The sequence below is a fragment of the Marinomonas fungiae genome, from assembly GCF_001418205.1.
GTDB classification, from domain to species: Bacteria; Pseudomonadota; Gammaproteobacteria; order Pseudomonadales; family Marinomonadaceae; genus Marinomonas; species Marinomonas fungiae.
Genome location: NZ_LIQF01000009.1, coordinates 59763 through 84081, shown reverse-complemented (window position 1 = coordinate 84081; position 24319 = coordinate 59763). Strand labels below are relative to the sequence as shown.

Sequence of the window (24319 nt, the reverse complement as noted above, 5' to 3'; positions counted from 1 at the left end):
CTCACACTTAGAGTAAATGAAGTGATGGGTGGTAGAAGATGATGTATCAAGAGGTATTAGAATTTTGGTTTGTGGACAGTAAACCTGAGCAATGGTGGCAAAAAGACACTGGGTTTGATCGAGAAATTGAACGCCGCTTTTTGAGCCTGCATCAACAGGCAAAGGCGGGAGAACTGTGTGACTGGCGTTCAACGGCAGAAGGCAGCTTGGCGGAAATCATCGTCCTAGACCAGTTCTCTCGTAACCTATTCCGCGATCAGCCCGAGTCGTTTGCGAGTGACTCCTTGGCACTAGCGTTGGCTCAATTTGCCATCAATAAAGGTTTCGACCGTGCGTTAGAACCAACCGAGCGCAGTTTTTTATATATGCCCTTTATGCACAGTGAATCCAAACTGATTCATGAGCAGGCGCTAGTCTTGTTTGAAGATTTAGGTAACGCCAATAACTTAGACTTTGAACGCCAACACAAAGCCATTATTGATCGCTTTGGTCGTTACCCCCATCGCAATGCCATCTTAGGTCGAGAGTCGAGCGCAGAAGAGCTGGCGTTCTTAGCGCAACCCAACTCCAGTTTTTAAAAGGTTTTATTCGTCTTCATCGAAAATAGGAGTGGGCTTTTTATTTTCATCGATGGCAACAAAGTTAAACGCGCCAGTGATGGCTTTTTCACGTTTATCGCTGTAAAGCTCTTCTAAAAAGATGTCCACTTCGACCTTAAGGGACGTGCGGCCAACTTTGACGACGCGGGCCACTAACTCAACCAAGATGCCTGATGGAATGGGACGTTTAAAATCTACTTGTTCGGTTGAAATCGTAACCACTTGTTTACGAGCAAAACGAGTTGCTGCGATGTAAGCCACTTCGTCCATCCATTTTAGCGCTTCACCGCCAAATAAGGTGTCATAGTGGTTAGTCGTACTGGGAAACACCATTTTTGCGACTCGTGTTTCGGAAATTTCTTCGCGTTTTTGGATTAGAAGAGTATTCATCATGACGTTACTGCTCTCTCGAAAGTCAATTATAGTCGTGCTTATGGGCATGTTGCTGGTTGGTTGCGATGGCCAATTTGCTCCACAGACAATGTTTGAGTCGTATTTAAAAGACTTGAACAGATCAGAACACGTGCAAATCGAGCTGGATTCGGAGGTGTCATGGCGGTCGCTGCCGGCTTTAAGAGCGCGGCAAATGGAGCTGAGTCAATTTGATGTTGGCTTATTAGAATTTTTGTCGCTGCAACGGTGTGATGTCGGCGCATTAGCGGGACAGCGCAATAGTATACTGGGGCGGGTGATGGCGACAAGCCAGCGCTTTGTCTATGAGCTGGATATTATCCGCGCGATTCGCAGTTGTGAAATACAGGATACTGAATTGCGAACCAAACTGACGGAAGTCGCCAATATCAAAGTCAGTGAGTTGCCGATGGCTTTTTCTAATATGCTTTGGGCCGGTGAGGAAACCGCGAGTTTTTTTAGTTTAGCCAATGGTTATATCCCAGTATCCCCTGAGGCCTCACAATACCAAGACTTAGTTGCAGCTTTACAACGTTTAGAACGTATTAGCCGGCACCTTGATGAGATTCCTTTCCTGCGCAGCGCCGATGTGGAAGCCGATATGCAGGCAATTTATGAGAGTGAATACCTCGGTAAGTTGCTTTATAGCATTGTTCATATTCGTCGTTATCTTGAGCACACGACGCAAGCATTAGAACCACTAAGTCAAAATCAAGCTGTGTGCGGTGCGCCGCTTAACTTTTTGAAACAGCAGTTTGAGTCCCACTACATCAAGATTCTACAGCCCTATATGGCACGTATTAATCGTGTTGCTTATGAAGTGTTGCCGCTTGTGGATAGCCTGCTGCAGCGTAGCCCGCTGCAAGATCCCGAGTGGCGTACTTTTATGCGCCAGTTTGATTTACAAGATAGCCAAGGTGCTTGGCAGCAATACCTCAATGCATCGCGCGAACATGGTCAAGCTTGGAGTCGTGTCTTTGCTGTGTGTGGTGAAGCGGTGGGCAATGCTTAAGCGTGGGTAGAGATGAGATTATCCACCGCGGCCACCGCGTCGTAGGCGGCGATGTTGCCTTGCGCCAAAGGCTCTTGGCTTAGGGCTTTAAGTAACGCTAAGTTGGCGGTTGGGTTAGCACCAATACCACCGGAAAACTGAATCGGTCGGGTGACCGCATGGGGTTCGTGTACGCTCAAGGTATCTTCGGCGTTACGCAGACTGGGTCCTGGTTGCGTAAAGAGACTCATAAACAGCGCAAAGTTGGCATTGCCGGATACTCGGCTGCCCGCTTTTACCTCATGGGTTAACTGTGTTTCTAAGACGTCTCTAATATTCATAATAAAGCCAACTCTCTGGATAAGATGTTTATCGGCTAAAATGGATTTTCTTTAATAAAGACAGCAAATTAAGCTAAAGTTTTTCATAGATGGTACGTTTATAAGAGTATTCCATTTAAAAACATTTGCACAAAAACTAGACAGGCAAAAAAGGATAGTGTTAGCTGGCTAGTAAAGTTGTCCATAGTAGTCTGATTAGGTTGGTTGGATGCAAAATATTAATGAGCTAATAGAGAACGTTAGGCATAACGAGCAGATCGCGCTGAAGTTTTTCGACATTGAGCGTTGTATCTTATCTATTGGCCGTTGTGACCAATTTGTTTCCACCTTAACCAAAGAAGTGCAAAAACAATTTAATGTGCCCTTTGTTTGGGTCAACTTGATCAGTGAGCCTCCTCTAGCGCATCTGGTTGAGACTTTAGAAAAGACCATCGGTCTTCGCGATCGAGTGCTGTTTACCCGTCGTGGTGCCATGATAGATGCCATTGGCGCAGGTAATAAAACCGTACTGATGAATCAGGATATTGGCCAGTACTGGGAAATAATTCCTCAATCTTATCGCAGTATCATAGGATCCGTTGCGATTTCTCCCCTTACAATGGACGGTGAGCTGGTAGGTTTGTTTTGCCAAGCGGATCAGGACGTTGGTCGATATGACCCGACCGCTAAAGACACCTTCTTGCTTGACCAGTTGTCGATCAAGATCTCTATCTGTCTAAGCAATGTGACCGCCCGTGAGAAATTAGAGTATCTCGCGACTCGTGATCCATTGACTGGCTTATTGAACCGTCGCCAACTAGAGTTGATGTTAGAGCGTGAATTTACGCGTTGTAAAAGTCAAAACCGAGACCTAACCGCGGTATTTGTCGACTGTGATGCGTTTAAGTCGATCAACGATACTTTAGGCCACAATTGTGGTGATGAAGTGTTAGAATACATAGCGAAACGTCTTTTGAAGCATGTGTACAAGCAAGGGTTGGCATTCCGCTTTGCGGGCGATGAGTTTGTCTTTGTAATGCCCGGGAAAAGCTATGAGCAAGCGATGGAAGTCGCTGACTCAATTCATGACTATTTGCATGCTAATCCGTTGCGTTACAAAAGTAACTTAGTGCCGATCACAGTCAGCTATGGTGGCGCCAGCGTGTTGTCTGATTCGCCTACCAGTTATAAGCACTTGCTGAAAATAGCGGACGAGCGCCTCTATAACTACAAAAACAATCGCAAGCGATCTGTTCCCACAAAAGTCTTCAAGTTTCTGAACAAAATTCGTTAAATTGTAATTAAATTACGATATTAACGGCTAATATTTTTGTTTTCAGGTGTTTTTACACGCTTTTTCGTTGTAAAATTTCAAAAAATAGAACTCCAAAGAGGTTTACTATGTCTCATGCTTTGATCGCGGATTTGGGAGGGACAAACGCACGTTTTGCCTTAGTACCGATCAATCAATATCAGCCACAGGAAGTGAGCGTTTACTCTTGTAAAGAGTACGAGTCTTTCTTTGATGCTGTTTCCGCTTACGTTGAGCAATGTAGCGTAAACTTCGATTCCATTGATGCGATTGTTTTAGCCATCGCTGGCCCCGTTAACCAAGAAGTGATTCGCTTCTCCAACAATCCTTGGCATTTTACTCGCCAACAGATTCAAGACCACTTCGGTCACGATAAAAAGATCGCGCTACTGAATGACTTTGATGCAATTGGCCACAGCTTAGAAGTCATTCCAAAAGAAGAATTGGTGCAAATCGGCGAGCCTTCTGAAATTGATCCAAACGCCGCGTCTTGGGTGTTAGGCGCGGGTACCGGATTAGGTGTGGCCTGTGTGGTACCGCAAGACAATGGCGCCAACATTGTTTTGCCCGGTGAAGGCGGACACGTTGACCTAGCCACTTGTAACGATCAAGAAGACTACATTTTGCGTTTCCTACGTGAGCGTCATCATCGAGTCTCGGCAGAGCGTGTCTTGTCTGGTATGGGCCTTGAAAACATTTACGAAGCCTTAGCACACCGTCAAGGTATTGAGCGTCGTCTGACTGCACCAGAAATCGGTGCAGCGATTGAAGCGGGCACCGATCCGATCGCTGATGCGACCTTGGATCAGTTTTTCACTTTCCTAGGCCGTGTCACAGGCGATCTTGTATTGTCCGTGGAAACACGCGGTGGTGTGTACATTGCTGGTGGCATTGTGCCACGTTACCTAGAACAAATTAAACGCAGCGCGTTCCGTGATGCGATGCAAGACAAGGGTCGTATGAAGGCATTTGTATCGCCGATCCCGACGTTTGTTGTGATGTCAGAATTCCCAGGGCTGATGGGGTGCGCCAACTACGCATCGTATCTTGTCAATCAAGCCTAAATAAGAACCGGAGAGAAAATGATGAAGGCAAGTTTAAAAGCCTGTGATGTGGTGATTTTTGGTGGCGGTGGCGACTTAGCCATGCGCAAGCTTCTTCCAGCTCTCTATCACTTGGACCAAGACGGTCTACTCGCCAAAAATACTCGCATCATTGGTGCATCACGCCGCGAAATGAGCGCTGCAGACTACCAAGCGAAAGTGCGTGAAGCACTGGACGAGTTTGTGCCAAAGAGTATCGGCGATGAGAAAACTTGGCCACGCTTTAAGGAGCGTTTGAGCTACGTATCAGTAGACGCTCAGCAGGAGTCAGATTTTGCGCGCTTTAACGATGCTAAGGTTGGTGCAGATGATAAAGATGTCGTGTTTTACTTAGCAACGTCCCCAGATCTATTCGGTTCGATCTGTTCTTCATTGGCTAACCACGGCTTGAACCAAGAGCGTATGCGTGTGGTATTAGAAAAACCACTGGGGCGTGATTTGACGTCTTCGCGTGCGATCAATGATGAAGTCACGCAGAACTTTGGTGAGAAACAAATCTTCCGTATCGACCACTACCTTGGTAAAGAAACGGTGCAAAACCTATTGGCGATCCGTTTTGGTAACACGCTGTTTGAACCTTTGTGGGACAGCGCTCACATCGATAACGTACAGATCACTGTATCTGAAACCGTCGGAGTAGAAGGTCGTTGGGGATACTACGACAAAGCTGGCGCGTTACGTGACATGGTGCAAAACCACCTTGTACAGCTGCTATGTTTGGTGGCGATGGAGCCGCCTGGCCGTAACGATGCAGACTCTGTTCGTGATGAAAAGATCAAGGTATTGAAAGCACTGCGTCCCATCGAAGGCGCTAACGCTTACACTAAGACGGTTCGTGGTCAGTACGCCAAGGGCATGATCAACGGCAAAGAAGTAAAAGGCTACTTTGACGAAGAGGGCTCTAACCCAGAGTCACGCACGGAGACTTTCGTCGCGCTGCGTGCCGATATTGATAACTGGCGTTGGGCGGGCGTGCCGTTTTACCTACGTACCGGTAAGCGCCTAGGTCAACGTTACTCTGAGATCGTGATCCAATACAAAGCGATTCCACACAGCATCTTTAACGATGAGAGTAATCGTCAGCTACAACGTAACCAGCTGATCATTCGACTACAGCCAGAAGAGAAAATCTCGCTAACGGTAATGAACAAGGTGCCGGGAGCGGGTGAAGGTATGAATCTTCAGCCAGTAGACTTGAACCTAAGTTTGAGTGAAGCCTTCCATAACAAACGTAGCCCTGAAGCCTACGAGCGTCTATTGCTAGACGTGATGCGCGATGACGCCACACTGTTCATGCGCTACGACGAAGTGGAAGCGGCTTGGAAATGGGTTGATGGCATTATGGCGGCTTGGAACCAAACCAGCGAACGTCCAAAAGAATACGCTTCAGGGTCATGGGGCCCAGCGGCGTCGATGGCATTACCAATCAAAGATGGCCGTAACTGGCACGATTACTAAGCAAAAGAGGATTTACCTATGACAACTTACACAGCCGCTCAAGTCATGACGGCAACCCCTGTGGTTCCCGTCATCGTGGTTGATGATGTGGAGCAAGCGGTCAACCTAGGTAAGGCCTTGGTCGCTGGTGGTGTGCCTGTACTGGAAGTGACGTTGCGTACCGAAGCGGCGTTGGAAGCGATCACTGCTTTGCGTAAAGAAGTACCGGATGCGATTGTTGGTGCAGGTACAGTGTGTTCACGCGAGCAATATATCAAAGCAGTGGAAGCGGGTTCTCAGTTCATCATTAGCCCAGGCATGACGCCGGATTTGCTAAAAGTGGGTAAAGAGTACGACATTCCGTACCTACCAGCCGTCGCGACCATTTCTGATATTTTGTTAGGGATGGAGTACGGTTACGACCACTTCAAATTCTTCCCAGCCGAAGTGAATGGTGGCGTAAAAGCACTGAAAGCTTTCTCGGGTCCTTTGCCTCAGATTCGCTTTTGCCCAACTGGCGGTATTAATGAAAAGAACTTTAAAGAGTACTTAGCTCTAGACAGTGTGCTATGTGTCGGTGGTTCTTGGATTGTGCCGGCGGACTTGGTGAAAGCGGGTAAATGGGATGAAATTACTGAACTGGCGAAATCGGTTCAGCAGTAATCACTTACTTACTATTGGTTATCTGAAAAAGGCCTCCCTAGACTCTAGGTGAGGTCTTTTTTATTTAGGTACCCTGACTGTAATCGTAAAAGGCCATCTATGGTTAAAGAGTTTTGCTTCGTGCTGTTCATTGCTATGATGCCTAACTATTTTTCAGGAGTGTAAGGCATGACTATTCATCGAATTAACCCTTGTAAGCGTTGGTCAGATGTGACCATTTTCAATGGCATAGCGAACTTTGTTGAAGTACCAGAAAGCGATACGAGTGCAGACATTACTGGTCAAGTTGAACAAATTTTTGCACAGGTAGAACAGCGTCTAGCGTCCATCGGCAGCGACAAATCACGTATTCTATCGACCACTATTTATATTACTGACTTTGCTAATCTTAGTGCATTAAATGACGTGTGGGATGAGTGGTTCCCAGAAGGCTGTGCCCCAAGTCGAGCTTGTATTAAGGCTGAATTAGCGGATCCGGAGTTTCTAGTGGAGATGGTTTTCACCGCGGCGGCTGGTGAGCAATTCTCTTCATCTTCGTTACAGATAATATAAAAGAGGAGGCTCATTATCTGATTGTGAGCGGCTTTTCAGAATTAAAGGGTTTGCCGGTAAAACAAACAGAGTAAACGATAGACCTCCGATAAATACTGTTCTAAGCGTCTTGGGTCTTCAAAAAATGTTTCACTGCAGACGGCAAAAAACTCTGCAGGATTGGTTAGAGCGTATTCATCAATGGGGAGGCCATGCTGCAGCTGATAGTCCTGTTGTAGCCTTGCCCATGCTTTGCTGAAAACATCATGCCATTCCCCAGCCTGCATGTCTTTATGCATTGGCGGTGCGCCATTGGCGCCATCGCGCAGCATATCCAATTTATGGGCAAATTCATGAATCACCACATTGCTTGCATGACCATGGCGGGCATGAGCACCGCTGTGTGCAATCGACTCCCAAGATAAAATCACTGGGCCGCGTAACCAAGCTTCGCCGCTCAAGCCAGGTGCTTGGTTATGCACCACGCCATCTTCGCTACGGTAGGGGCGGTTAGGAACAAAATCTCCCTGATAGACAATCACGGTTTGCCAATTATCGTACCAATGCAAGCCAAGCTCTAGAATTGGTACGCAGGCCATGGTGGCAACACGTAGGCAGATTTCATCAGTGAGGACAGCATCACCACCTGGAGCAATGGCTTTATGAACTAAGAAGCGTAATGTCAGTTGATACAGCTCATCACGTTTTTTGCTCTGATAATGCGCCATCACCGGCCAATCAGACATGACACTTTCCCATTGCTCTCGGGTAACCGGGAGCTGGCGAATGCGACGGTTTTCCCACCATGTCGAGATCCATTTGATCATGATTTGTCTGCCTAAGTTTGCATTGACTGGAAATAAAAACGGCTTCCTAAGGAAGCCGTTTTCAGACGAGTGAGTTACGCGAAGCGTTGCTCTAAATAACGAATAATATCATTTGATTCGTACATCCACTCTACTTGACCGTCTTTCTCAATACGAAGGCAAGGCACTTTCACGCGACCACCACCGACTTCTAGCTCTTGACGGTATGGAGAACCTTGAGACGCACTGCGTTTTTCAATCGGCAGATTCAACTTATACATGGCACGACGCGTTTTAGTGCAAAACGGGCACGCAGTGAAGTGGTACAGGGTAAGGTCTTTTACCTGTTCGTTTACTACTTTCTGCTGCTCAGGTGAGCGTTTCTTTTTGGCACCTCGTGTGATTAGGTCCAATAAAACAATAATGCCACCAAGTAGGTTACGGATTAGCTTGATCAATAATTTCATGGTTTAAACTCTCTCGGCTGATCAGGACTTTCAAATTGGCGAATATTCTAGCGGCAAAGCATGTCGAGTATAAGTGTCATTACTGTCTATTGTTGAATATTCGCGACAATTTGGTCAGCCCGTTCTGGTGATAAGGCGATCTTTGAGCGTAAACGCGGGTATTTGCTTTCGATGGTATCTAGGTTGTTCGCTTTGCCAACTTGGATAACACCTATCATGCCCATCATGAGATGTGGTGGACAGTAATATAAGTGAACCCCCTCGTGTTGTAACGCTAGCGTGTAGCTTTCATTGATTGGGCTAGTCCAAGCCTTCGTATCCCTTGGCACCACATAAGATTTAGCATTATGCCCAGATTGAGTCGGTACGAAGGTTACGGTATCGCCAATCTGAGCATGAATATAGCTAGGCTCGAATACCATCGAGCCAGCGTCACCGTAATTGAGCATTTGTACTTGCCAATCTTTGGCTTGGACAAACCAAGGCAAACAAATGGTACTTAAGACAACAGCGATACGATGTTTAAAAGTCATAACATTACTCTTCCATAAATATGAGCACAGGATGGCGCACTGAAAGTGCGCCAAAGTAGAGATGAGTTTTGCTAGTGATTAGTCTTGCAGGCTAACAGTAAACGTTCCGGTGGGAGTGACAGGAAGGTAACGACGATAGAACTCTAGGTAATTTTGTTCTGGCGTTAGGTCGTGAAATAGCTCGGGGTACTGTGCTTTGGCGATAAACTGCAACATACTGCCATCCATAATGGTGCGCGAGGCGCCTTGATAAATGCCGTAGACACGATTGTTTTTAACGGCCTCTAACTCGCTCCAACCTGAACGATGAGTAAAGCCTTCTAAACGCTCCTTTGCTATGGTTCGATCAATGTTTTGCCCTATGATCATGGCATCCGATTTCTTACCTGATTCGGTGCCTGCGATAAAAATTACTTCAGGATTTGATGCGATCACTTGCTCGGGGTTGATAGGGCCCCACCATTCGACAAACGGTGCGGCGATGTTATTGCCGCCAGCACTAGAGACCATGGCCCCCCACATATTTTTACCATAAGTAAACGAGTATTCATTTGGGCCTTGGTTGCCGAATTCAACGTAGACACGTGGTTGTGGTAAACCAGCGTCGGCGATTTTGCGATGGATATGCGTAACGGTTTGCTCATATTCATTGGCAATTTGGTTAGCGCGCTCAGCTTGTCCTGTGAGCTCTCCGATAATATGCGTGCTTTGAAGGTGTCGCTCTAGTGTCTGCGCATTGTAATCGATTACAACAATAGGAATTCCAGCATCCTCAAGCGTTTCTACGTCCATGCCTAACCCTTTGTATTGCCAGTCAGCAAGCAAAACAACATCAGGATTAAGGCTGAGAACTTTTTCAATAGAGAATGTTTGGGCTTCTACTTCACCTACATCAGGAATGTCTTTAAGAGCAGGGCGATAGTCAGTGTAAAGTTCCCAGCTGGCAGGTCGCCAACCTTGCCAAGTATCTCGAGAAATCCCCACCACATGATCAAAGGCCTGCTCGCTCCCAATTGCCATATAGTCCTCTGCGTAAAAACCTAAAACGACTCGTTTTACAGGTACATCTAGTTCCACTGATCGCCCAAGGACATCCTCTATGGTGGTGATCTGAGCGTGTGTTGCAGAGCTGATTAGAGTCGCTCCTAAAATAGCAAGCAGGTTAGTTTTCATATGCGCTTCATCCTATGATGTTTGAAAACGTTTTAATTTAAGAAGCGCTATTTAATAGTAGAATATTCTCTTTTGCAAATAGTTCTCATTTATATGTTGCGTGATTTCCTCAAGGAACAGAGGCGATAATTACGCTACTATGTATGCACGCATTGCAAAAGCATGAGGATCTATTTTGTTTGAAAAGCTAAGTTTTAAGAAAAATAATCGTCAGCAAGAAAACGACACATTACCGTTGCTTACGCCAGTGTCCATCGAGGATGTGGCCGAAGAATACGCTGAGGTTTACGACGAACAGGGATTCTGGAGTAAATGTAAACGTTACGCGCGCTCTATCGGTCGCGCAGGCTTAGAAAAGGCGTTTACGCTGTATTACGCAACAGAGCATAAAGACTGTACCTTGGCTCATAAAACAGCCATTTATGGAGCCTTAGGCTATTTATTAACCCCTATCGATGCGATTCCTGATTTAACTCCTTTCTTGGGTTACAGCGATGACATTAGTTTGATTGGTGGCGCTTTGATCGCCGTGGCATCGTGCATTGATGACGGGGTGAAATACAAAGCAAAAAATCGAGTCAGTCGATTATTAGGTGAGGGCGCTCTGGAAGGCGTGCGTGAATGCAAAGATGAAGACATGAATACTGTATTGAGCATTTGGCTAACGGCTTCGATCAAAGCTCACGACTTCGTTGCCCCCGATTTCTGGGCCGCTCAGGTTGAAGCAATGCGTGATCAATATTTACCTTGTGCCAAGGTGTATGTGTATGAAAGAAATGGCCAAGTCGTGGGCTTTTATGCCTTGTGTAATCATTCGCTAGAAGCGTTGTTTGTGGCGCCAGAGCAACAAGGTGAAGGGGTGGGTAAAGCGTTATTGGCCCATGCCAAGGCGCAGCAATCAACGTTGACATTAAGTGTATTTAAAGCAAATGACGCCGCTATTGGTTTTTATATGGCACAAGGCTTTAAAGTGGCGAGCGAGCAGCAGAATGCTGCCACTGGGATGCCTGAATTTGTGATGGTCTGGCTAGGTAGCTAGCCAGACTAAAATTCCAAGGATAAGTCTTCTTTGGATACGGGATAATGACTATTTTTAAGCAGCAAGGCATTTAAATCGTTTTTGTCTAATGGTTTTGAAAAGAAATAGCCCTGGAAGCGGGTGCAACCGATACTGGTCAGAACCTCTTTCTCAAACAGTGTCTCCACCCCCTCGGCAATCACGGACAGCTTCATATGTTTGGCCATGGAAATAATCGTATTGATGATTTCGTAACTGTTCGGATCTTCACTGATGTCGCGAATAAATGATTGATCAATCTTCAGCTGGCTTAAAGGCAAATGCTTTAAGTAGCGCAGGGAGGAATAGCCAGTACCAAAGTCATCAATGGAGAATTGCACACCATATTGTTGTAGGCGCTGCATTTTGGCTGCGACCGCTCTGATGTTTTCTACCAACATGCCTTCGGTGATTTCTAAATCGATGTACTTAGGGTCGACTTGCGTCTGTTGGAAAATGTTTACCATTTGATTGACGAAATCTTCCCGCGAAAACTGGTAAGGACTGATATTAATGGCCAAACTACGGAAGGTGTCAGGTAAACCTAACACCTGCTGCCAATGTTGTAACTGCTGGCAAGCTTCCCTGACCACCCATTCACCTAGCGGCACAATCAACCCTGTTTCTTCGGCAATGGGTATAAATTGACTTGGTGGAATATGGCCAAGCTCGGGGCTAAACCAGCGAACTAAAGCTTCCAAGCCGATTAACTCGCCTTTTTTATTAACCTGAGGTTGATAAACTAGGCGCAACTCACTGCGCTCCAACGCATGATGCAGAGCCTTTTCCATTTTCAGACGGTCTGTAGCGTACTGCTGCATCTCATTTTGATAAAAGTGGAAGCCGCTACGTCCATTTTCTTTAGCGCGATACATAGCTGTGTCTGCTTGTTGCAAGATACGCATACCGTCGGATTGATCCAAAGGAAACAAACTAATACCGATGCTGGCAGAGACATACAGCTCCACATCTTGAATGACAAATACTTGGTTAAGGGTTTCCAATAGCCGCTCTGCAAGGTGCGACACTTCATTCTGGGCTTCTTCTAGGTTGTTCGATAAATCCGGTAGCAAGAGAACGAATTCATCGCCGCCAATACGCGAAGCGGTATCGCCTTTCGCTAATAGGGTGGTAATGCGTTTTGAAACCTCTACCAGTAATTGATCACCTGCGTGGTGGCCCATGGAGTCATTAATGGTTTTAAAGCGATCTAGATCAATAAATAACACGCCACCGATATGACCGTGTTCCCGTCCGACAGCAATGGCGTTATCGAGTCGGTCATGTAATAAGCGGCGGTTTGGTAAATTGGTGAGTGCATCGTAGTACGCAAGGTATTTAACCTGCTCTTGATCTTTGATGCGCTGGGTGATGTCACGTACAGATACCAGATAGCATGGTGAGCTGTCTAAGTTAATCACACTGGCGCAAGCTTCCACTGGCACTATGGTACCGTTACGGCGGGTATAGTGCGTCTCAAACGTGGACACTTTCCCCAAGGCGTTTCTGGCCCATTCCAACAACTCCGTTTTATTAAACTCATGGTCAATGGCCTGCAAGTTCATCGACAATAAGTCTTGCTCACTGTAGCCCAGTAATTGGAGCGCAGCTTTATTACAATCAAGAATTTGACCATTTGGGGTGGTCAATAACATGCATTCGCGTGATTGATGAACCACTGCTCGAAAGTAGGCTTCCCGCTTTTCTAACTCTGTTTGCACTTTTTGGCGCTGATGCCAGAGTGCGGTGAAGGTCTTTGCTAGAACGCCAAGCTCATCGTCTCGTGATGATTCTGGGAAATAGACCCCGCCTTGGGTGGATTGGCTTTTGGCCAATTGGCTTAAGCGTTCAATAAATTGCGAGATGGGTCGTGATGTTTGAATATAAATGAGGGTTAAAATAGCGGCGCCGACGATGAGGATGGCAAACAGGGTACTTGATACTAAGCGAATACTGCGCCGAATAAAGTTCTCGGTGACCACAGCGTAATCAATTTCGGCTTTTAAGTGCCCCACTAGCGTGCTGTCGTAGGACAGGTCCAAAATATATTTTTTGGGAAGGTCTTTGGACAAATAATTTGAAATCCAGCCGAATGGTTTTTCAACCGGAGGGCGCTGGTATTGAGCCATTTCCCTATCAAGATCATCACACAGGCGCATGCGATAGAAAATATTGCTACGTGTGAGGCCAATCAATACCTTGTTAGCTAAATTATTATCTAAGGTGTAAGCCGCCTCTGTGGCCGCCGTTTGGACGATTTCTAATGTGCCAATGACCCGCTCGTTGAGATTGCTTTTTTCTTCCTGCCAATCGGAATAAATGTGGAACATACTGACAGAAACAGACATGATCAAAAGAAGTAGTAATGCCCATTTGGTCTGTTTGTAGGATAAACGCTTACGCAAGGCCAGCATGTTGTCTCTTCCTGAGTTATGGAGTAGTGGTCGGAGCCACTATCCCATATTTTTGATACAAAGCTTGAGTTCGGCCAGTTTCTTTTAAAACTTGAAGACCTTGGTTAAGACTTTGTAGCAACCGTTTTGAATCAGGGTACTTTTTACTAAAGCACACCCCATATTGTTTGTAGTCAATATTTTCAATGGTGTACAAGCTGAACTGATCACGCACATCAAGCTTGTCCAAAACATACACAAGGCTTTCTTTATCCGTCATAAAAATATCTTGGTTTCGGTGTAATACCAAAGACACGCCTTGGCTGATGCCATTAACCACGGAGTAACTGATACCATGATCGGTGAGTATCGCTTCTTGTGCCCAACCCGCCATAGTGATTGTTTTATGATGCAGTAGAGCATTGAGCGGTTGCTGGGGTTGTGCGCCGAGATAATCTTTAGTCGTGGCGAGCACCATGCTGGAATAGCTGACCGGATCCGAAAAATAGCTAAAACTGGCCCGTGACGTTATGGGGCGACAGGAGACACCTCCAAGTATCAGCCCAGCCTCGACATCACGCATAATGCGTTTCCATGGCCTCAATTTAAAGGTCACATTGATGCCTTGGCTTTTATAGGCTTCTCGAATCACCTCGATATCCACACCGTACATGCCGTCAGGATTTTCCTGTTCCGAGGGCGACTGAAGGACTCGAGAGTCAATCGCGTAGGGTGGAAAATAAATGTTATAAAGTTCGATGTTTTCTGCACGGGCCTGAACATACGTCAGCAGCATCAAGGCAATAATCGGCAGATTGAATCTATGCTTCAAGGTTGTCTTCCAATATCCAAGTAATGACGTTCGTTGCAAAATTATGAATTAACAAAGTACCCTTATACTAATTTTTTACACGCTTTTGTAGTTTTAAGGCTTAATTCAGTTAAGTTGCCTGCATTGTTGTCGCGAATCAACATCCTCTAAGAGCGTTATTTAAGTTGATTTAGCAATTTAGGTGCCAATAAATTCCAGAAATTGGTGCAGAATTTGGTTGTGCTGAAGCCCTCGTTTAGTGACTAGACTGATACCCTGTTGAAAATGATAGCGCTCAGTTAGCAGTGCTTTCATGCGTCCTTGTGTTACCCAGTAATTGGCATAGTGCTCAGGTAAAAAGCCAATGTAAGTACCCGTTAAGATTAAAAATGCGACGCCCTCATGATCGGACGCGGTGGCGCTACAGCGTAACAGTTGGTGCATGCCAATGGCATCGGGTGTCATGCGATGGCCGGTGATGACGGTGTTGGTTTGTTTCAGCATGGTGGCCGTTACTTGCGCCTCACTAAAATAGGGGTGCTGATCGCTGCAATAAAGTAGATATGGCTCGTTGTATAAATCTTGGTAGTTCAGCCCAGAGCTTCTGTTCGTGGCAGGTATGGCGCCTACGTGAAAGCGCCCCTCAATGACACCTTTTTCAATATCACTTGGAGTCGCCATGGTGATGTTGATATTGATTTTGTCACTCATGGTACGTAAGTCTCGAAGCGCATGAGTGATGCGCATTTGAGGCTGGGTGACCAGATTGTTGACCAGCGCAATATTTAACTCGCCACGCAGGTCGTTATTGATTTGATTCACATCGTTACGAAATTGCTCAATGGATGCCAGTAAGACTTCTATGGACGAAAGTACTGCTTCGCCCTCGTCAGTGAGGGTAATACCGCCGCGGCCACGGTGACATAGTTTCATATTCAAACGTTTTTCAAGATCGCTCATTTGGATGGAAATGGCCGACTTGGTGATGCCGAGGATGGCTTCAGCGGCGGTGTAACTGCCGCATTCGACCACTGTTTTAAACAGACGTAACAGCTTGATATCGAAATCTGTAATTTGGTTGATCAGTGGGCGCTGCTTTTTTTTGTTTTGCATTTACTTAACCCATGTAAAGTAAGTTTGTATTTAACTTAACTTAAACTCATGCGAAAACAAGCTATTCGTATTTGTCGGGGTTTAATAATGAGTCAATTTCAATTCTCTCACGGTGAAGTCGCGGTTGATCTTAGTGCGCACTGGATGCCGTTTTCTGGTAATCGTCATTTTCAACAAAATCCACGCATTATTACGTCGGCGTCAGGTTCGTGGTTTAAGGACCAACATGGACGTGATGTGTATGACTCATTATCTGGCCTATGGACCTGTGGTGCGGGGCACTGCCGTCCAGAAATTCAACAAGCTGTAGCACAGCAGTTGGGGACATTAGATTATTCGCCAGCGTTTCAATTTGCTCATCCCCTGTCTTTTCAATTGGCAGAACGCATGATCGAGAAAATGCCTAAAGGCTTAGATCACGTTCTGTTTACTGGATCGGGCTCAGAAAGTGCCGACACTTCGTTAAAGTTGGCGCGTGCTTATTGGCGTGCTAAGGGAAAATCAAGCAAAACCAAGTTAATTGGCCGCGCCCGAGGCTATCATGGCGTGAATTTCGGCGGTACCAGCCTTGGTGGAATTAATGGCAACCGTAAAACCTTCGGTCAATTGGTCGATGCGGATCACCTCCCCCATACTTTGCAAACGGAGCTAGCTTTTACCCACGGTATGGCTGCTACGGGGGGGATTGAATTAGCGAACGAATTTTTGAAACTGATTGAGTTACACGATGCGTCAAATATTGCGGCCTTGATTGTCGAACCCATGTCGGGCTCTGCGGGCGTGATTGTACCGCCGATCGGCTATTTACAGCGTTTGCGAGAAATCTGTGACCAGCACGACATCCTATTGATTTTTGATGAAGTAATTACCGCTTTTGGTCGTATGGGGCGTTGGACTGGCGCAGAGTTTTTTGGCGTTACGCCAGACATTTTGAACTGTGCTAAACAAATCACCAATGGCGCGATTCCATTAGGTGCAGTCATTACATCCGATGAAATCTACCAAACCTTTATGCAACAGGACTTGGCTGCACATGCCACCGAGTTTGCCCACGGTTATACCTATTCTGCGCATCCCGTGGCATGTGCGGCGGCGTTAGCGACTTTAGACTTACTAGAACGTGATCATTTGATTCAGCAGTCTTCAGAATTAGCCCCGATTTTTGAAAACAAGCTACATGGCTTAAAAGGCACTCAGCATGTGGTGGACATTCGCAATTGTGGATTAGCTGGAGCCTTACAAATTCAAGCGAAAGACGGTGATCCAACACTGCGACCTTTCCAAGCGATGCTAGCGTTGTGGGATAAGGGCTTCTGCGTTCGAGCGGGGGGAGACACCTTGCAATTTGGCCCGACATTTAATGCCGATCCTGATGATTTAGAGCGCTTATTCAACGCCGTACATGAAACGCTGGAAGCGCTTGATTGATTTAACTTTACGACTACGCAGAACTGATTAGGGTACTAAATTATGCAAAAAGTGACACACATGATCGCTGGCGAGATGGTTAGCCACAGCGAACAAACACTGGATGTTTTTAATCCTGCCACAGGTCAGGTGAGCTGTGTGCTGGAAATGGGCAATGCCGATACGGTGGCATCTGCCATAGCGGCGGCAGAAAAGGCCTTGCCTGAATGGCGCGCAACACCACCGTTAAAACGCGCCCGTGTTATGTTTCGCTTTAAAGAATTGTTAGAGAAACACCAAGATCAGATTGCACAATTGATTAGTGAAGAGCACGGTAAAACCCTGCCGGATGCCTTGGGCGAACTTCAACGTGGTATTGAAAATGTTGAATACGCCTGCGCGGCACCAGAGCTGCTTAAAGGTGAATACTCGTCTAATACGGGGCCTGGGATCAATGCTTGGAGCGATTTCAAAGCGGTGGGGATTGTGGCAGGTATTACACCGTTTAATTTTCCCGCTATGGTGCCGCTTTGGATGTACCCATTAGCTCTGGTATGCGGTAACTGTTTTATTTTGAAACCATCAGAAAAAGACCCAAGTTCAACCCTATTCATCGCCAACTTGCTCAACGAGGCGGGTTTACCCAAAGGCGTACTCAACGTAATCAATGGCGGCAAAGAGGTAGTCGATGCCTTGATCGCCGCGCCACAAGTAAAAGCGATGAGCTTCGTGGGGTCAACGCCAGTAGCAGAATACATCTATTCACAAGGCACAGCGAACGGTAAGCGTGTTCAAGCGCTAGGTGGCGCGAAAAATCATGCCATCGTGATGCCAGATGCAGAGCTGGATGGCGCAGTGAGTGCCTTGATGGGCGCAGCGTTTGGTTCTTGTGGTGAACGTTGTATGGCCATTTCTGTTGCTGTATGTGTGGGTGATGAAACGGCGGATCGTCTGATCGCAAAACTAACCCCTCAAATCCATGAGTTACGCGTAGGTGCCTACACTCAAGAGGGCGTCGACATGGGGCCGCTGATTTCCAAAGAGCATTTTGACAAAGTGACTCAGTACGTACAAGAGGGCGTCGACAGCGGTGCAGAGCTATTGATCGATGGTCGTGGCTTAAGTGTGCCAGGTCATGCTGACGGTTACTTTATCGGTGGTTGTCTGTTTGACAAGGTGACAACAGACATGAGCATCTACCAAGAAGAAATCTTTGGACCAGTGCTTTGTGTGGTTCGCGTGAACAGCCTTGAAGAAGGCATCGCTTTGATCAATGAACATGAATACGGCAACGGTACCTGTATCTTTACTCGTGATGGTGAAGCGGCTGAACTGTTCTGTGACGAAGTGGAAGCAGGCATGGTGGGGGTCAACGTGCCACTGCCAGTGCCAGTAGCCTCGCACAGTTTTGGTGGTTGGAAGCGTTCACTGTTTGGCGACCTGCATGCTTACGGTCCTGATGGTGTGCGTTTCTACACTCGTCGTAAAACGATCAGCCAACGTTGGCCGAAACGCGCTTCCCATGAAGCGGCGCAATTTGCTTTCCCAAGCCAACAGTAACAGGACGTACCTTACCTCCGGGGCAGGATAGTGTGATCGTTATCTGCTCTACCTTGCATGGCGCTGTCTCTTAGAGATAGCGCCATTTTTTTATGCTATTGGCTGATCAGCTGGTTAAGCGCTTTCAGTTTACTTTTCTTTTAACTTTAGGTTTAAACCAATTCAACTTGGTGCTAGCTACAGAGTTAAAGGCCATTCGTAGATACTTGCCGACTTTCTTTTGAAGCTATCGTGACCAACGGGAGTTAGGTGCATGTCTTTGCGAATATTTTCTGTCTTGTTTTTAGCAACTGTCTTAGTTGGCTGCACAGCTGAGGCGGATTCAACGGTTGCTATGCAGCCTCCAGCTCAGCCTGTCGATGTGGCCAAAGTGGTGTATGCCCAGTACAGTCCTGAGTACACCTTTACCACACGTTTAGAATCGCCTCAGCAAGTGGACTTACGTCCACGTGTATCAGGTGTCATCGATGCGGTGTCATTTAAAGAGGGTAGCCACGTCAAACGTGGTGATCTGTTGTTCAAAATCGATCCACGACCCTTTTCAGCCGAAGTCGCGCGTTTGACCGCAGAATTGAACCGTGCGCAAGCGGCGTTAAGCCAAGCGCAGTCCGAAGCTGATCGCGCCAAAAGTTTGCAAGGCCGTAACGCCATGTCAGCGGAGCAAGCGGAGTCGAGAGTTTCCCTTGCACAGCAACGTCGTGCCGAACTGGCTTCGGTGCAGGCAGCGCTGGAAACTGCACTGTTAAACCTGCAATTTACCGAAGTGCGTGCGCCGATTGATGGTCAAGTTTCAAATGCCTTCATTACAGCAGGTAACAACGTTCAAGCAGGTCAAAGTGTACTCACCACGTTAGTCGCGACAGATTCTCTGTATGCGTACTTTGATGTGGACGAACGTACTTGGAACAGCGCTTTCTCCCAAGTCAAAGCAGATGGTCAAACCAAAGCCACTTTGATGCTATCAGGTCAAGCTCAAACGGAATATCAAGGCTACTTAGACTTCATTGATAACCAGATCAATGTCGAGAGCGGCACCCTACGAGTCCGCGCTTTGTTTCAGTCAGACAGTGAAGTACTTCGCCCAGGCGCCTTCGCCCGTATCCAGCTGCAAGCAGTGGCCAGTCAGCCAACTATTTTAGTCCCTGATCGTGCCGTCGGAACGGATCTAGAGAATCGGTTTGTACTGGTTGTGAATCAAGACAATGTCTTGGAATACCGCCAAGTGCAGTTAGGCCGCAGAGAAGGGGATTTACGAGTGATTGAATCAGGCTTACAGCCTAATGAGCGTATCGCGGTCAATGGTCCTGCTCGAGTTGGGCCTGGTATGACCATTGCTCCTAGGGATGTGTCGATTAAAACGGCTGAGTTGACTTTAGCATCCGCTAAACCATCGGCGTAACAAGAGCTTTTCTAACATGAAATTCAGTCACTTTTTTATCAGTCGACCTATTTTTGCGGCGATGCTGTCTTTGCTGATTCTCATTGGCGGCGGTATCTCCCTGTTTCAGTTGCCGGTCAGTGAGTACCCAGAAGTTGTCCCTCCCACCGTGGTGGTGACGGCCAATTATCCTGGTGCTAACCCCAAAGTCATTGCTGAAACCGTTGCGGCGCCTCTTGAGCAAGAAATGAATGGTGTGGAAAACATGTTGTACATGTTTTCTCAAGCGACGACCGATGGGCGTATGACCTTGACTCTTACGTTTGCTTTGGGAACGGACTTGGACCGCGCGCAGGTACAAGTGCAAAACCGTGTCTCCAGTGCTTTGCCAAGATTGCCAGAGGAAGTGCAGCGACTCGGCGTCGTGGCCGAAAAATCGTCGCCTAACTTGACCATGGTGGTGCACTTGTTCTCGCCTGAGGGTGATCGAGATATTAGCTATCTATCAAACTATGCAGATATTTATATCAAAGACGCTTTGGCCCGTTTGCCGGGCGTGGGTGATGTGCAGATGTTTGGTGGTGGTAAATATTCCATGCGCCTGTGGCTTGACCCAGATGCATTAGCCTCCCGTAACTTGATTCCAAGTGATGTGGTGCAGGCGGTTAGGGAGCAAAACCAGCAAGTCGCAGCGGGTAGTTTAGGTGCTCAGCCAGTCGCCAATGACAGTGAATTCCAAATCTTATTGAATGTAAAAGGTCGCCTTGAAAGCATTGATGAGTTCGAAAACATCATCGTCCAAGTCAATGACAATGGCGCCATCACACGCCTAAGAGATGTGGCTAGGATCGAGCTTGGGAAAGATTCCTATTCACTTCGTGCGCTACTGAACGGCCAAACTGCGGTCGCCATTCCTATTTTCCAACGACCAGGTTCGAATGCCATTGAGTTGTCGAACCAAGTTCGAGCGCAAATGGACGAGTTGTCCCAGAGTTTTCCTCAAGGGGTAGACTATGCGATTGCTTACGACCCGACAGTCTTTGTGCGTGGCTCCATTGATGCAGTGATCAATACGTTACTGGAAGCGATAGTCCTCGTCGTAATTGTGGTGATTTTATTCCTACAAACATGGCGCGCCTCGATCATTCCATTAATTGCCGTGCCCGTTTCCTTAGTCGGTACTTTTGCCGTCATGCAGTGGCTTGGGGTCTCAATCAACACCTTGTCTTTGTTTGGCTTGGTTCTAGCCATCGGTATCGTGGTGGATGATGCCATTGTAGTAGTGGAAAACGTTGAACGTAATATCGAGAATGGTTTGTCGCCAGTGGCAGCCACTCGACAAGCAATGAGTGAGGTCACCGGGCCGATCATAGCCATTGCTTTAGTGCTGTGTGCGGTGTTTATTCCAACAGCGTTTATACAGGGCTTAAGTGGCCAGTTTTACAAACAGTTCGCACTAACGATTACGATTTCAACGCTGATTTCAGCCTTTAACTCACTAACCTTATCGCCTGCGTTATCCGCTATTTTGCTGCGCTCTCATGATGCCAAACCCGATGCGTTAACACGTATGATGAACGCCATATTTGGTCGTTGGTTGTTTACACCGTTTAACCGCCTATTTGATCGTGGTGGGCGAGCGTACGAGAAGGGTGTGAAAAAACTGATCCGTTTAGGTGTGGTGGTTGGCGTTGTATACGTGGGCTTGCTTGGCGGCACGTTCAAATTATTCGATGAGGTGCCAGGTGGTTTTATCCCGATTCAGGATAAGCAGTACTTGGTTGCGATTGCTCAGTTACCAGATGCAGCAAGTTTAGATCGAACAGAAGCCGTGGTACGTGAAATGGAACAAATTGCATTGGCGACACCAGGTGTCATGCAAACCGTGTCATTCCCTGGCCTTTCTGTGAATGGTTTTACCAACAGCTCAAACAGTGCCATTGTCTTTGTGACACTGGATGAGTTTGCTGAGCGCAAAGCGCCAGAATTGTCTGCTGGAGCCATTGCAGGCCAATTGAATGGCCGCTTCAGTACCATTGATGAAGCATTTGTGGCGATCTTTCCTCCGCCGCCTATTTTGGGGCTTGGCTCAACTGGGGGCTTTAAACTACAGATCGAAGATCGTGCCAGCCTAGGTTTTGATGCCTTGTTTGCCAATCTGCAAAAAGTCATGAATGCGGCTTATCAAGATCCAGCCTTAACTGGCGTGTTCTCAAGCTTCCGTATTCAGGTGCCGCAAATGGACATTGAAGTGGATCGCGAGCAGGCCTTATTGCAAGGCATTCCGCTGGATCAGGTATTTGAAACGCTGCAGATCTATTTAGGTTCAGCGTACGTCAACGATTTCAATCTATTTGGCAAAACCTATCAGGTAAATGCCCAAGCTGAAGCTGAACATAGGGTGGACCCTGAGCAGATTTTGCGTTTGAAGGTCCGCAATAATGCCGGAGCGATGGTGCCGTTGGGATCGATTCTAACCGTGGAACCAACCATTGGCCCGGATCGAGTCATGCATTACAACGGCTACCCAACGGCGGAGCTCAATGGTAACCCAGCGCCCGGTTACAGCTCGGATCAGGCACAGGCGGCCATTGAGAAAATTCTAAATGAGCAGCTTGATAAAGGCATGGCGTTTGAATGGACAGAAGTGACGTACCAACAAATATTGGCAGGTAATACCATGGTGTATATCTTCCCGTTGGTGGTGCTGCTTGTGTTTATGGTGCTGGCAGCACAGTACGAGAGTCTCACGCTGCCGCTTGCGATCATTTTGATTGTACCTATGACCATTTTATCTGCTTTAGCAGGCGTATGGTTAACGTCAGGGGACAACAATATTTTCACTCGGGTAGCCTTAATCGTACTGGTTGCTTTGGCCAGTAAAAATGCCATCCTGATGGTTGAGTTTGCGCGTGATAAACGTCATCAAGGTGAGTCTCGCTTAGAAGCAATACTGGCCGCCTGTCGTTTGCGTTTACGTCCGATCCTTATGACATCCATTGCGTTTACCGCAGGCGTGGTGCCATTGGTGTTGGCTACCGGCGCAGGTGCAGAAATGCGTCAGGCGATGGGGGTGGCTGTATTCTCTGGCATGATTGGTGTTACGGTGTTTGGTTTATTGTTTACACCAGTCTTCTATATGGCCATGACCGCTCTGGAACGAAAGAAGTCCTAGTCAAAAGAATACTGACGACTCTGCAAAAAGGGGGGCTCCAATTTTGGAGCCCCCCTTTTGTTTTTTATAGATTGTGAATCATATCTTCGAGTTCATGAGGACACTGGTCTTTTACATTCGCCAGCATGTAATCAATAAACACACGGGTTTTGGCTGGTAGGTAATGTCGTGAAGAATAGTAAATCATGACGCGGATTGGATCGGCTTCGTAGTCTTTCAAAATACGACGAAAACCACCTTGCTCTAGACATGTTTCATAATTGCCGACGCCAACGGCGGCAATACCTACACCCATCTCCACTGCGGTCATGGCAGCTGAGAGGTTGTTGACGATCAGGTTGCCTTCCGGTTCCATTTGAATTTGCTCACCGTCGATTCGAAAATTCCAGATTTTCTTTCTTCCAGTGGTATCTGAACGATAGGCAATGCAGTTGTGTTGAAGCAGGTCTTGCGGGCAACTAGGTTCGCCATATTTATTGATGTATTCACGACTGGCTACCAGTACTGGTTGTAGTGAGTAAAACTCCCTAGCAATCAGGGCACTATCGATATTGCCTAAGACACCAATACCAACATCGGCTCCTTCTTTAACGAGATCCCCCATACGGTCGTCAAACTTTAAGTCCAACTCAATATCAGGGTACTTCTTCAGAAAATCAGGCACTAACGGCAGTACAAACATGCGTCCAAAACTGTCCGGAAGATTCACTTTCAAACGTCCATGTGGGGCTTTTTGCTTGTCGGTACTGAGACGAATTTGATCCTCAAGTTGCTCTATCAAATGCCCGGTGCGTTTGTAGAGTTCCTGACCGTCTTCGGTCAAGGTGAGGGAGTGAGTAGAGCGATGGAACAGTCGCAATTCTAAGTTTTTCTCAAGCTGCGAAATGGATTTACTGATGGCGGCCGAAGACACGCCCAGTAATCTTGCTGCACTGGAGAAACTGCCGTTTTTCACCACCGTGTTAAAAATATTTAGCTGGTTTGGAATCATTGACGGGCCTTCCAAGAAAAAAATAAAGCCAAGCGGAAGAGGGTCCGTAGGGGCTTCTGATTGACTGAAAATTATACCATTTTCGTAT

General features: G+C 46.9%; 22 protein-coding genes. 12 read left to right on the top strand and 10 right to left on the bottom strand.

From position 1 onward, the window contains the following. Window positions 1-41 precede the first annotated feature (41 nt). Complete coding sequence (locus tag ASC49_RS13820) at window positions 42-578, top strand: DUF924 family protein (RefSeq protein WP_211262066.1); 537 nt, start codon at window positions 42-44, stop codon at window positions 576-578. 6 nt (window positions 579-584) lie between these two features. Here the strand turns inward: ASC49_RS13820 and ASC49_RS13815 are convergent, their stop codons facing one another. Next, window positions 585-992 carry an acyl-CoA thioesterase gene (locus ASC49_RS13815; protein WP_245624722.1) on the bottom strand — a complete coding sequence of 136 codons (408 nt, stop codon included), beginning with the start codon at window positions 990-992 and terminating at the stop codon, window positions 585-587. On the opposite strand from ASC49_RS13815, the gene ASC49_RS13810 reads away from it, so the two are divergent. Then, window positions 991-2022, top strand: a complete 1032-nt coding sequence (locus tag ASC49_RS13810; RefSeq protein WP_055463846.1) for a DUF3080 family protein — start codon at window positions 991-993, stop codon at window positions 2020-2022. The genes ASC49_RS13815 and ASC49_RS13810 overlap by 2 nt on opposite strands. Here ASC49_RS13810 and ASC49_RS13805 read toward each other — a convergent pair. Beyond that, window positions 2019-2342, bottom strand: coding sequence for a hypothetical protein (locus tag ASC49_RS13805; protein ID WP_055463845.1), 324 nt, complete (start codon window positions 2340-2342; stop codon window positions 2019-2021). The two genes, ASC49_RS13810 and ASC49_RS13805, sit on opposite strands and share 4 nt — an antisense overlap. Window positions 2343-2550: 208 nt before the next feature. Between ASC49_RS13805 and ASC49_RS13800 the strand changes: the two genes are divergently transcribed. The 5 genes from ASC49_RS13800 to ASC49_RS13780 all read left to right on the top strand — a co-directional run bounded on the left by ASC49_RS13800 (window position 2551) and on the right by ASC49_RS13780 (window position 7388). Further along, window positions 2551-3615: a GGDEF domain-containing protein gene (locus ASC49_RS13800; RefSeq protein WP_055463844.1), complete on the top strand. Its 1065-nt coding sequence runs from the start codon at window positions 2551-2553 to the stop codon at window positions 3613-3615. Between the two features lie 107 nt (window positions 3616-3722). Then, window positions 3723-4697, top strand: a complete 975-nt coding sequence (glk, locus tag ASC49_RS13795) for a glucokinase (RefSeq protein WP_055463843.1) — start codon at window positions 3723-3725, stop codon at window positions 4695-4697. A 21-nt stretch (window positions 4698-4718) separates the two neighbouring features. Continuing rightward, window positions 4719-6194, top strand: a complete 1476-nt coding sequence (zwf, locus tag ASC49_RS13790) for a glucose-6-phosphate dehydrogenase (RefSeq protein ID WP_055463893.1) — start codon at window positions 4719-4721, stop codon at window positions 6192-6194. An 18-nt stretch (window positions 6195-6212) separates the two neighbouring features. After that, the gene (locus ASC49_RS13785; RefSeq protein ID WP_055463842.1) at window positions 6213-6836 is read left to right on the top strand and encodes a bifunctional 4-hydroxy-2-oxoglutarate aldolase/2-dehydro-3-deoxy-phosphogluconate aldolase; all 624 of its coding nucleotides are present in this window, start codon (window positions 6213-6215) and stop codon (window positions 6834-6836) included. Window positions 6837-7004: 168 nt separating this feature from the next. Beyond that, a complete protein-coding gene (locus ASC49_RS13780) occupies window positions 7005-7388 on the top strand; it encodes a RidA family protein (RefSeq protein ID WP_055463841.1) in 384 nt (127 codons plus the stop codon). A gap of 41 nt (window positions 7389-7429) precedes the next feature. Here ASC49_RS13780 and ASC49_RS13775 read toward each other — a convergent pair whose 3' ends face one another. The 4 genes from ASC49_RS13775 to ASC49_RS13760 all read right to left on the bottom strand — a co-directional run bounded on the left by ASC49_RS13775 (window position 7430) and on the right by ASC49_RS13760 (window position 10346). Next, complete coding sequence (locus ASC49_RS13775) at window positions 7430-8194, bottom strand: M90 family metallopeptidase (protein ID WP_055463840.1); 765 nt, start codon at window positions 8192-8194, stop codon at window positions 7430-7432. A 74-nt stretch (window positions 8195-8268) separates the two neighbouring features. Beyond that, window positions 8269-8640 carry a glutathione S-transferase N-terminal domain-containing protein gene (locus ASC49_RS13770; RefSeq protein ID WP_055463839.1) on the bottom strand — a complete coding sequence of 124 codons (372 nt, stop codon included), beginning with the start codon at window positions 8638-8640 and terminating at the stop codon, window positions 8269-8271. Between the two features lie 86 nt (window positions 8641-8726). Continuing rightward, the gene (locus ASC49_RS13765) at window positions 8727-9173 is read right to left on the bottom strand and encodes a pseudoazurin (protein ID WP_055463838.1); all 447 of its coding nucleotides are present in this window, start codon (window positions 9171-9173) and stop codon (window positions 8727-8729) included. Between the two features lie 78 nt (window positions 9174-9251). Then, window positions 9252-10346, bottom strand: a complete 1095-nt coding sequence (locus tag ASC49_RS13760) for an ABC transporter substrate-binding protein (protein ID WP_055463837.1) — start codon at window positions 10344-10346, stop codon at window positions 9252-9254. Between the two features lie 175 nt (window positions 10347-10521). On the opposite strand from ASC49_RS13760, the gene ASC49_RS19970 reads away from it, so the two are divergent. Continuing rightward, complete coding sequence (locus ASC49_RS19970) at window positions 10522-11385, top strand: N-acetyltransferase (RefSeq protein WP_082443847.1); 864 nt, start codon at window positions 10522-10524, stop codon at window positions 11383-11385. A gap of 5 nt (window positions 11386-11390) precedes the next feature. On the opposite strand, the gene ASC49_RS13750 is transcribed toward ASC49_RS19970, so the two are convergent. The 3 genes from ASC49_RS13750 to ASC49_RS13740 form a co-directional block, all read right to left on the bottom strand. Then, entirely contained in the window at window positions 11391-13817 is a 2427-nt protein-coding gene (locus tag ASC49_RS13750; protein ID WP_055463836.1) for a putative bifunctional diguanylate cyclase/phosphodiesterase, read from the bottom strand. A 16-nt stretch (window positions 13818-13833) separates the two neighbouring features. After that, window positions 13834-14628: a substrate-binding periplasmic protein gene (locus ASC49_RS13745; RefSeq protein ID WP_055463835.1), complete on the bottom strand. Its 795-nt coding sequence runs from the start codon at window positions 14626-14628 to the stop codon at window positions 13834-13836. Between the two features lie 177 nt (window positions 14629-14805). Beyond that, complete coding sequence (locus tag ASC49_RS13740) at window positions 14806-15720, bottom strand: LysR family transcriptional regulator (RefSeq protein WP_055463834.1); 915 nt, start codon at window positions 15718-15720, stop codon at window positions 14806-14808. A gap of 87 nt (window positions 15721-15807) precedes the next feature. Between ASC49_RS13740 and ASC49_RS13735 the strand changes: the two genes are divergently transcribed. From ASC49_RS13735 to ASC49_RS13720, 4 genes are all read left to right on the top strand, one after another. After that, complete coding sequence (locus tag ASC49_RS13735) at window positions 15808-17148, top strand: aspartate aminotransferase family protein (RefSeq protein ID WP_055463833.1); 1341 nt, start codon at window positions 15808-15810, stop codon at window positions 17146-17148. A 42-nt stretch (window positions 17149-17190) separates the two neighbouring features. Continuing rightward, the gene (locus ASC49_RS13730) at window positions 17191-18687 is read left to right on the top strand and encodes a CoA-acylating methylmalonate-semialdehyde dehydrogenase (RefSeq protein WP_055463832.1); all 1497 of its coding nucleotides are present in this window, start codon (window positions 17191-17193) and stop codon (window positions 18685-18687) included. Between the two features lie 253 nt (window positions 18688-18940). Further along, entirely contained in the window at window positions 18941-20086 is a 1146-nt protein-coding gene (locus ASC49_RS13725; RefSeq protein WP_055463831.1) for an efflux RND transporter periplasmic adaptor subunit, read from the top strand. Window positions 20087-20102: 16 nt separating this feature from the next. Then, window positions 20103-23240, top strand: coding sequence for an efflux RND transporter permease subunit (locus ASC49_RS13720; RefSeq protein WP_055463830.1), 3138 nt, complete (start codon window positions 20103-20105; stop codon window positions 23238-23240). Between the two features lie 64 nt (window positions 23241-23304). Here ASC49_RS13720 and ASC49_RS13715 read toward each other — a convergent pair whose 3' ends face one another. Further along, window positions 23305-24231: a LysR family transcriptional regulator gene (locus ASC49_RS13715; RefSeq protein ID WP_055463829.1), complete on the bottom strand. Its 927-nt coding sequence runs from the start codon at window positions 24229-24231 to the stop codon at window positions 23305-23307. Between the last annotated feature and the right edge of the window lie 88 nt (window positions 24232-24319).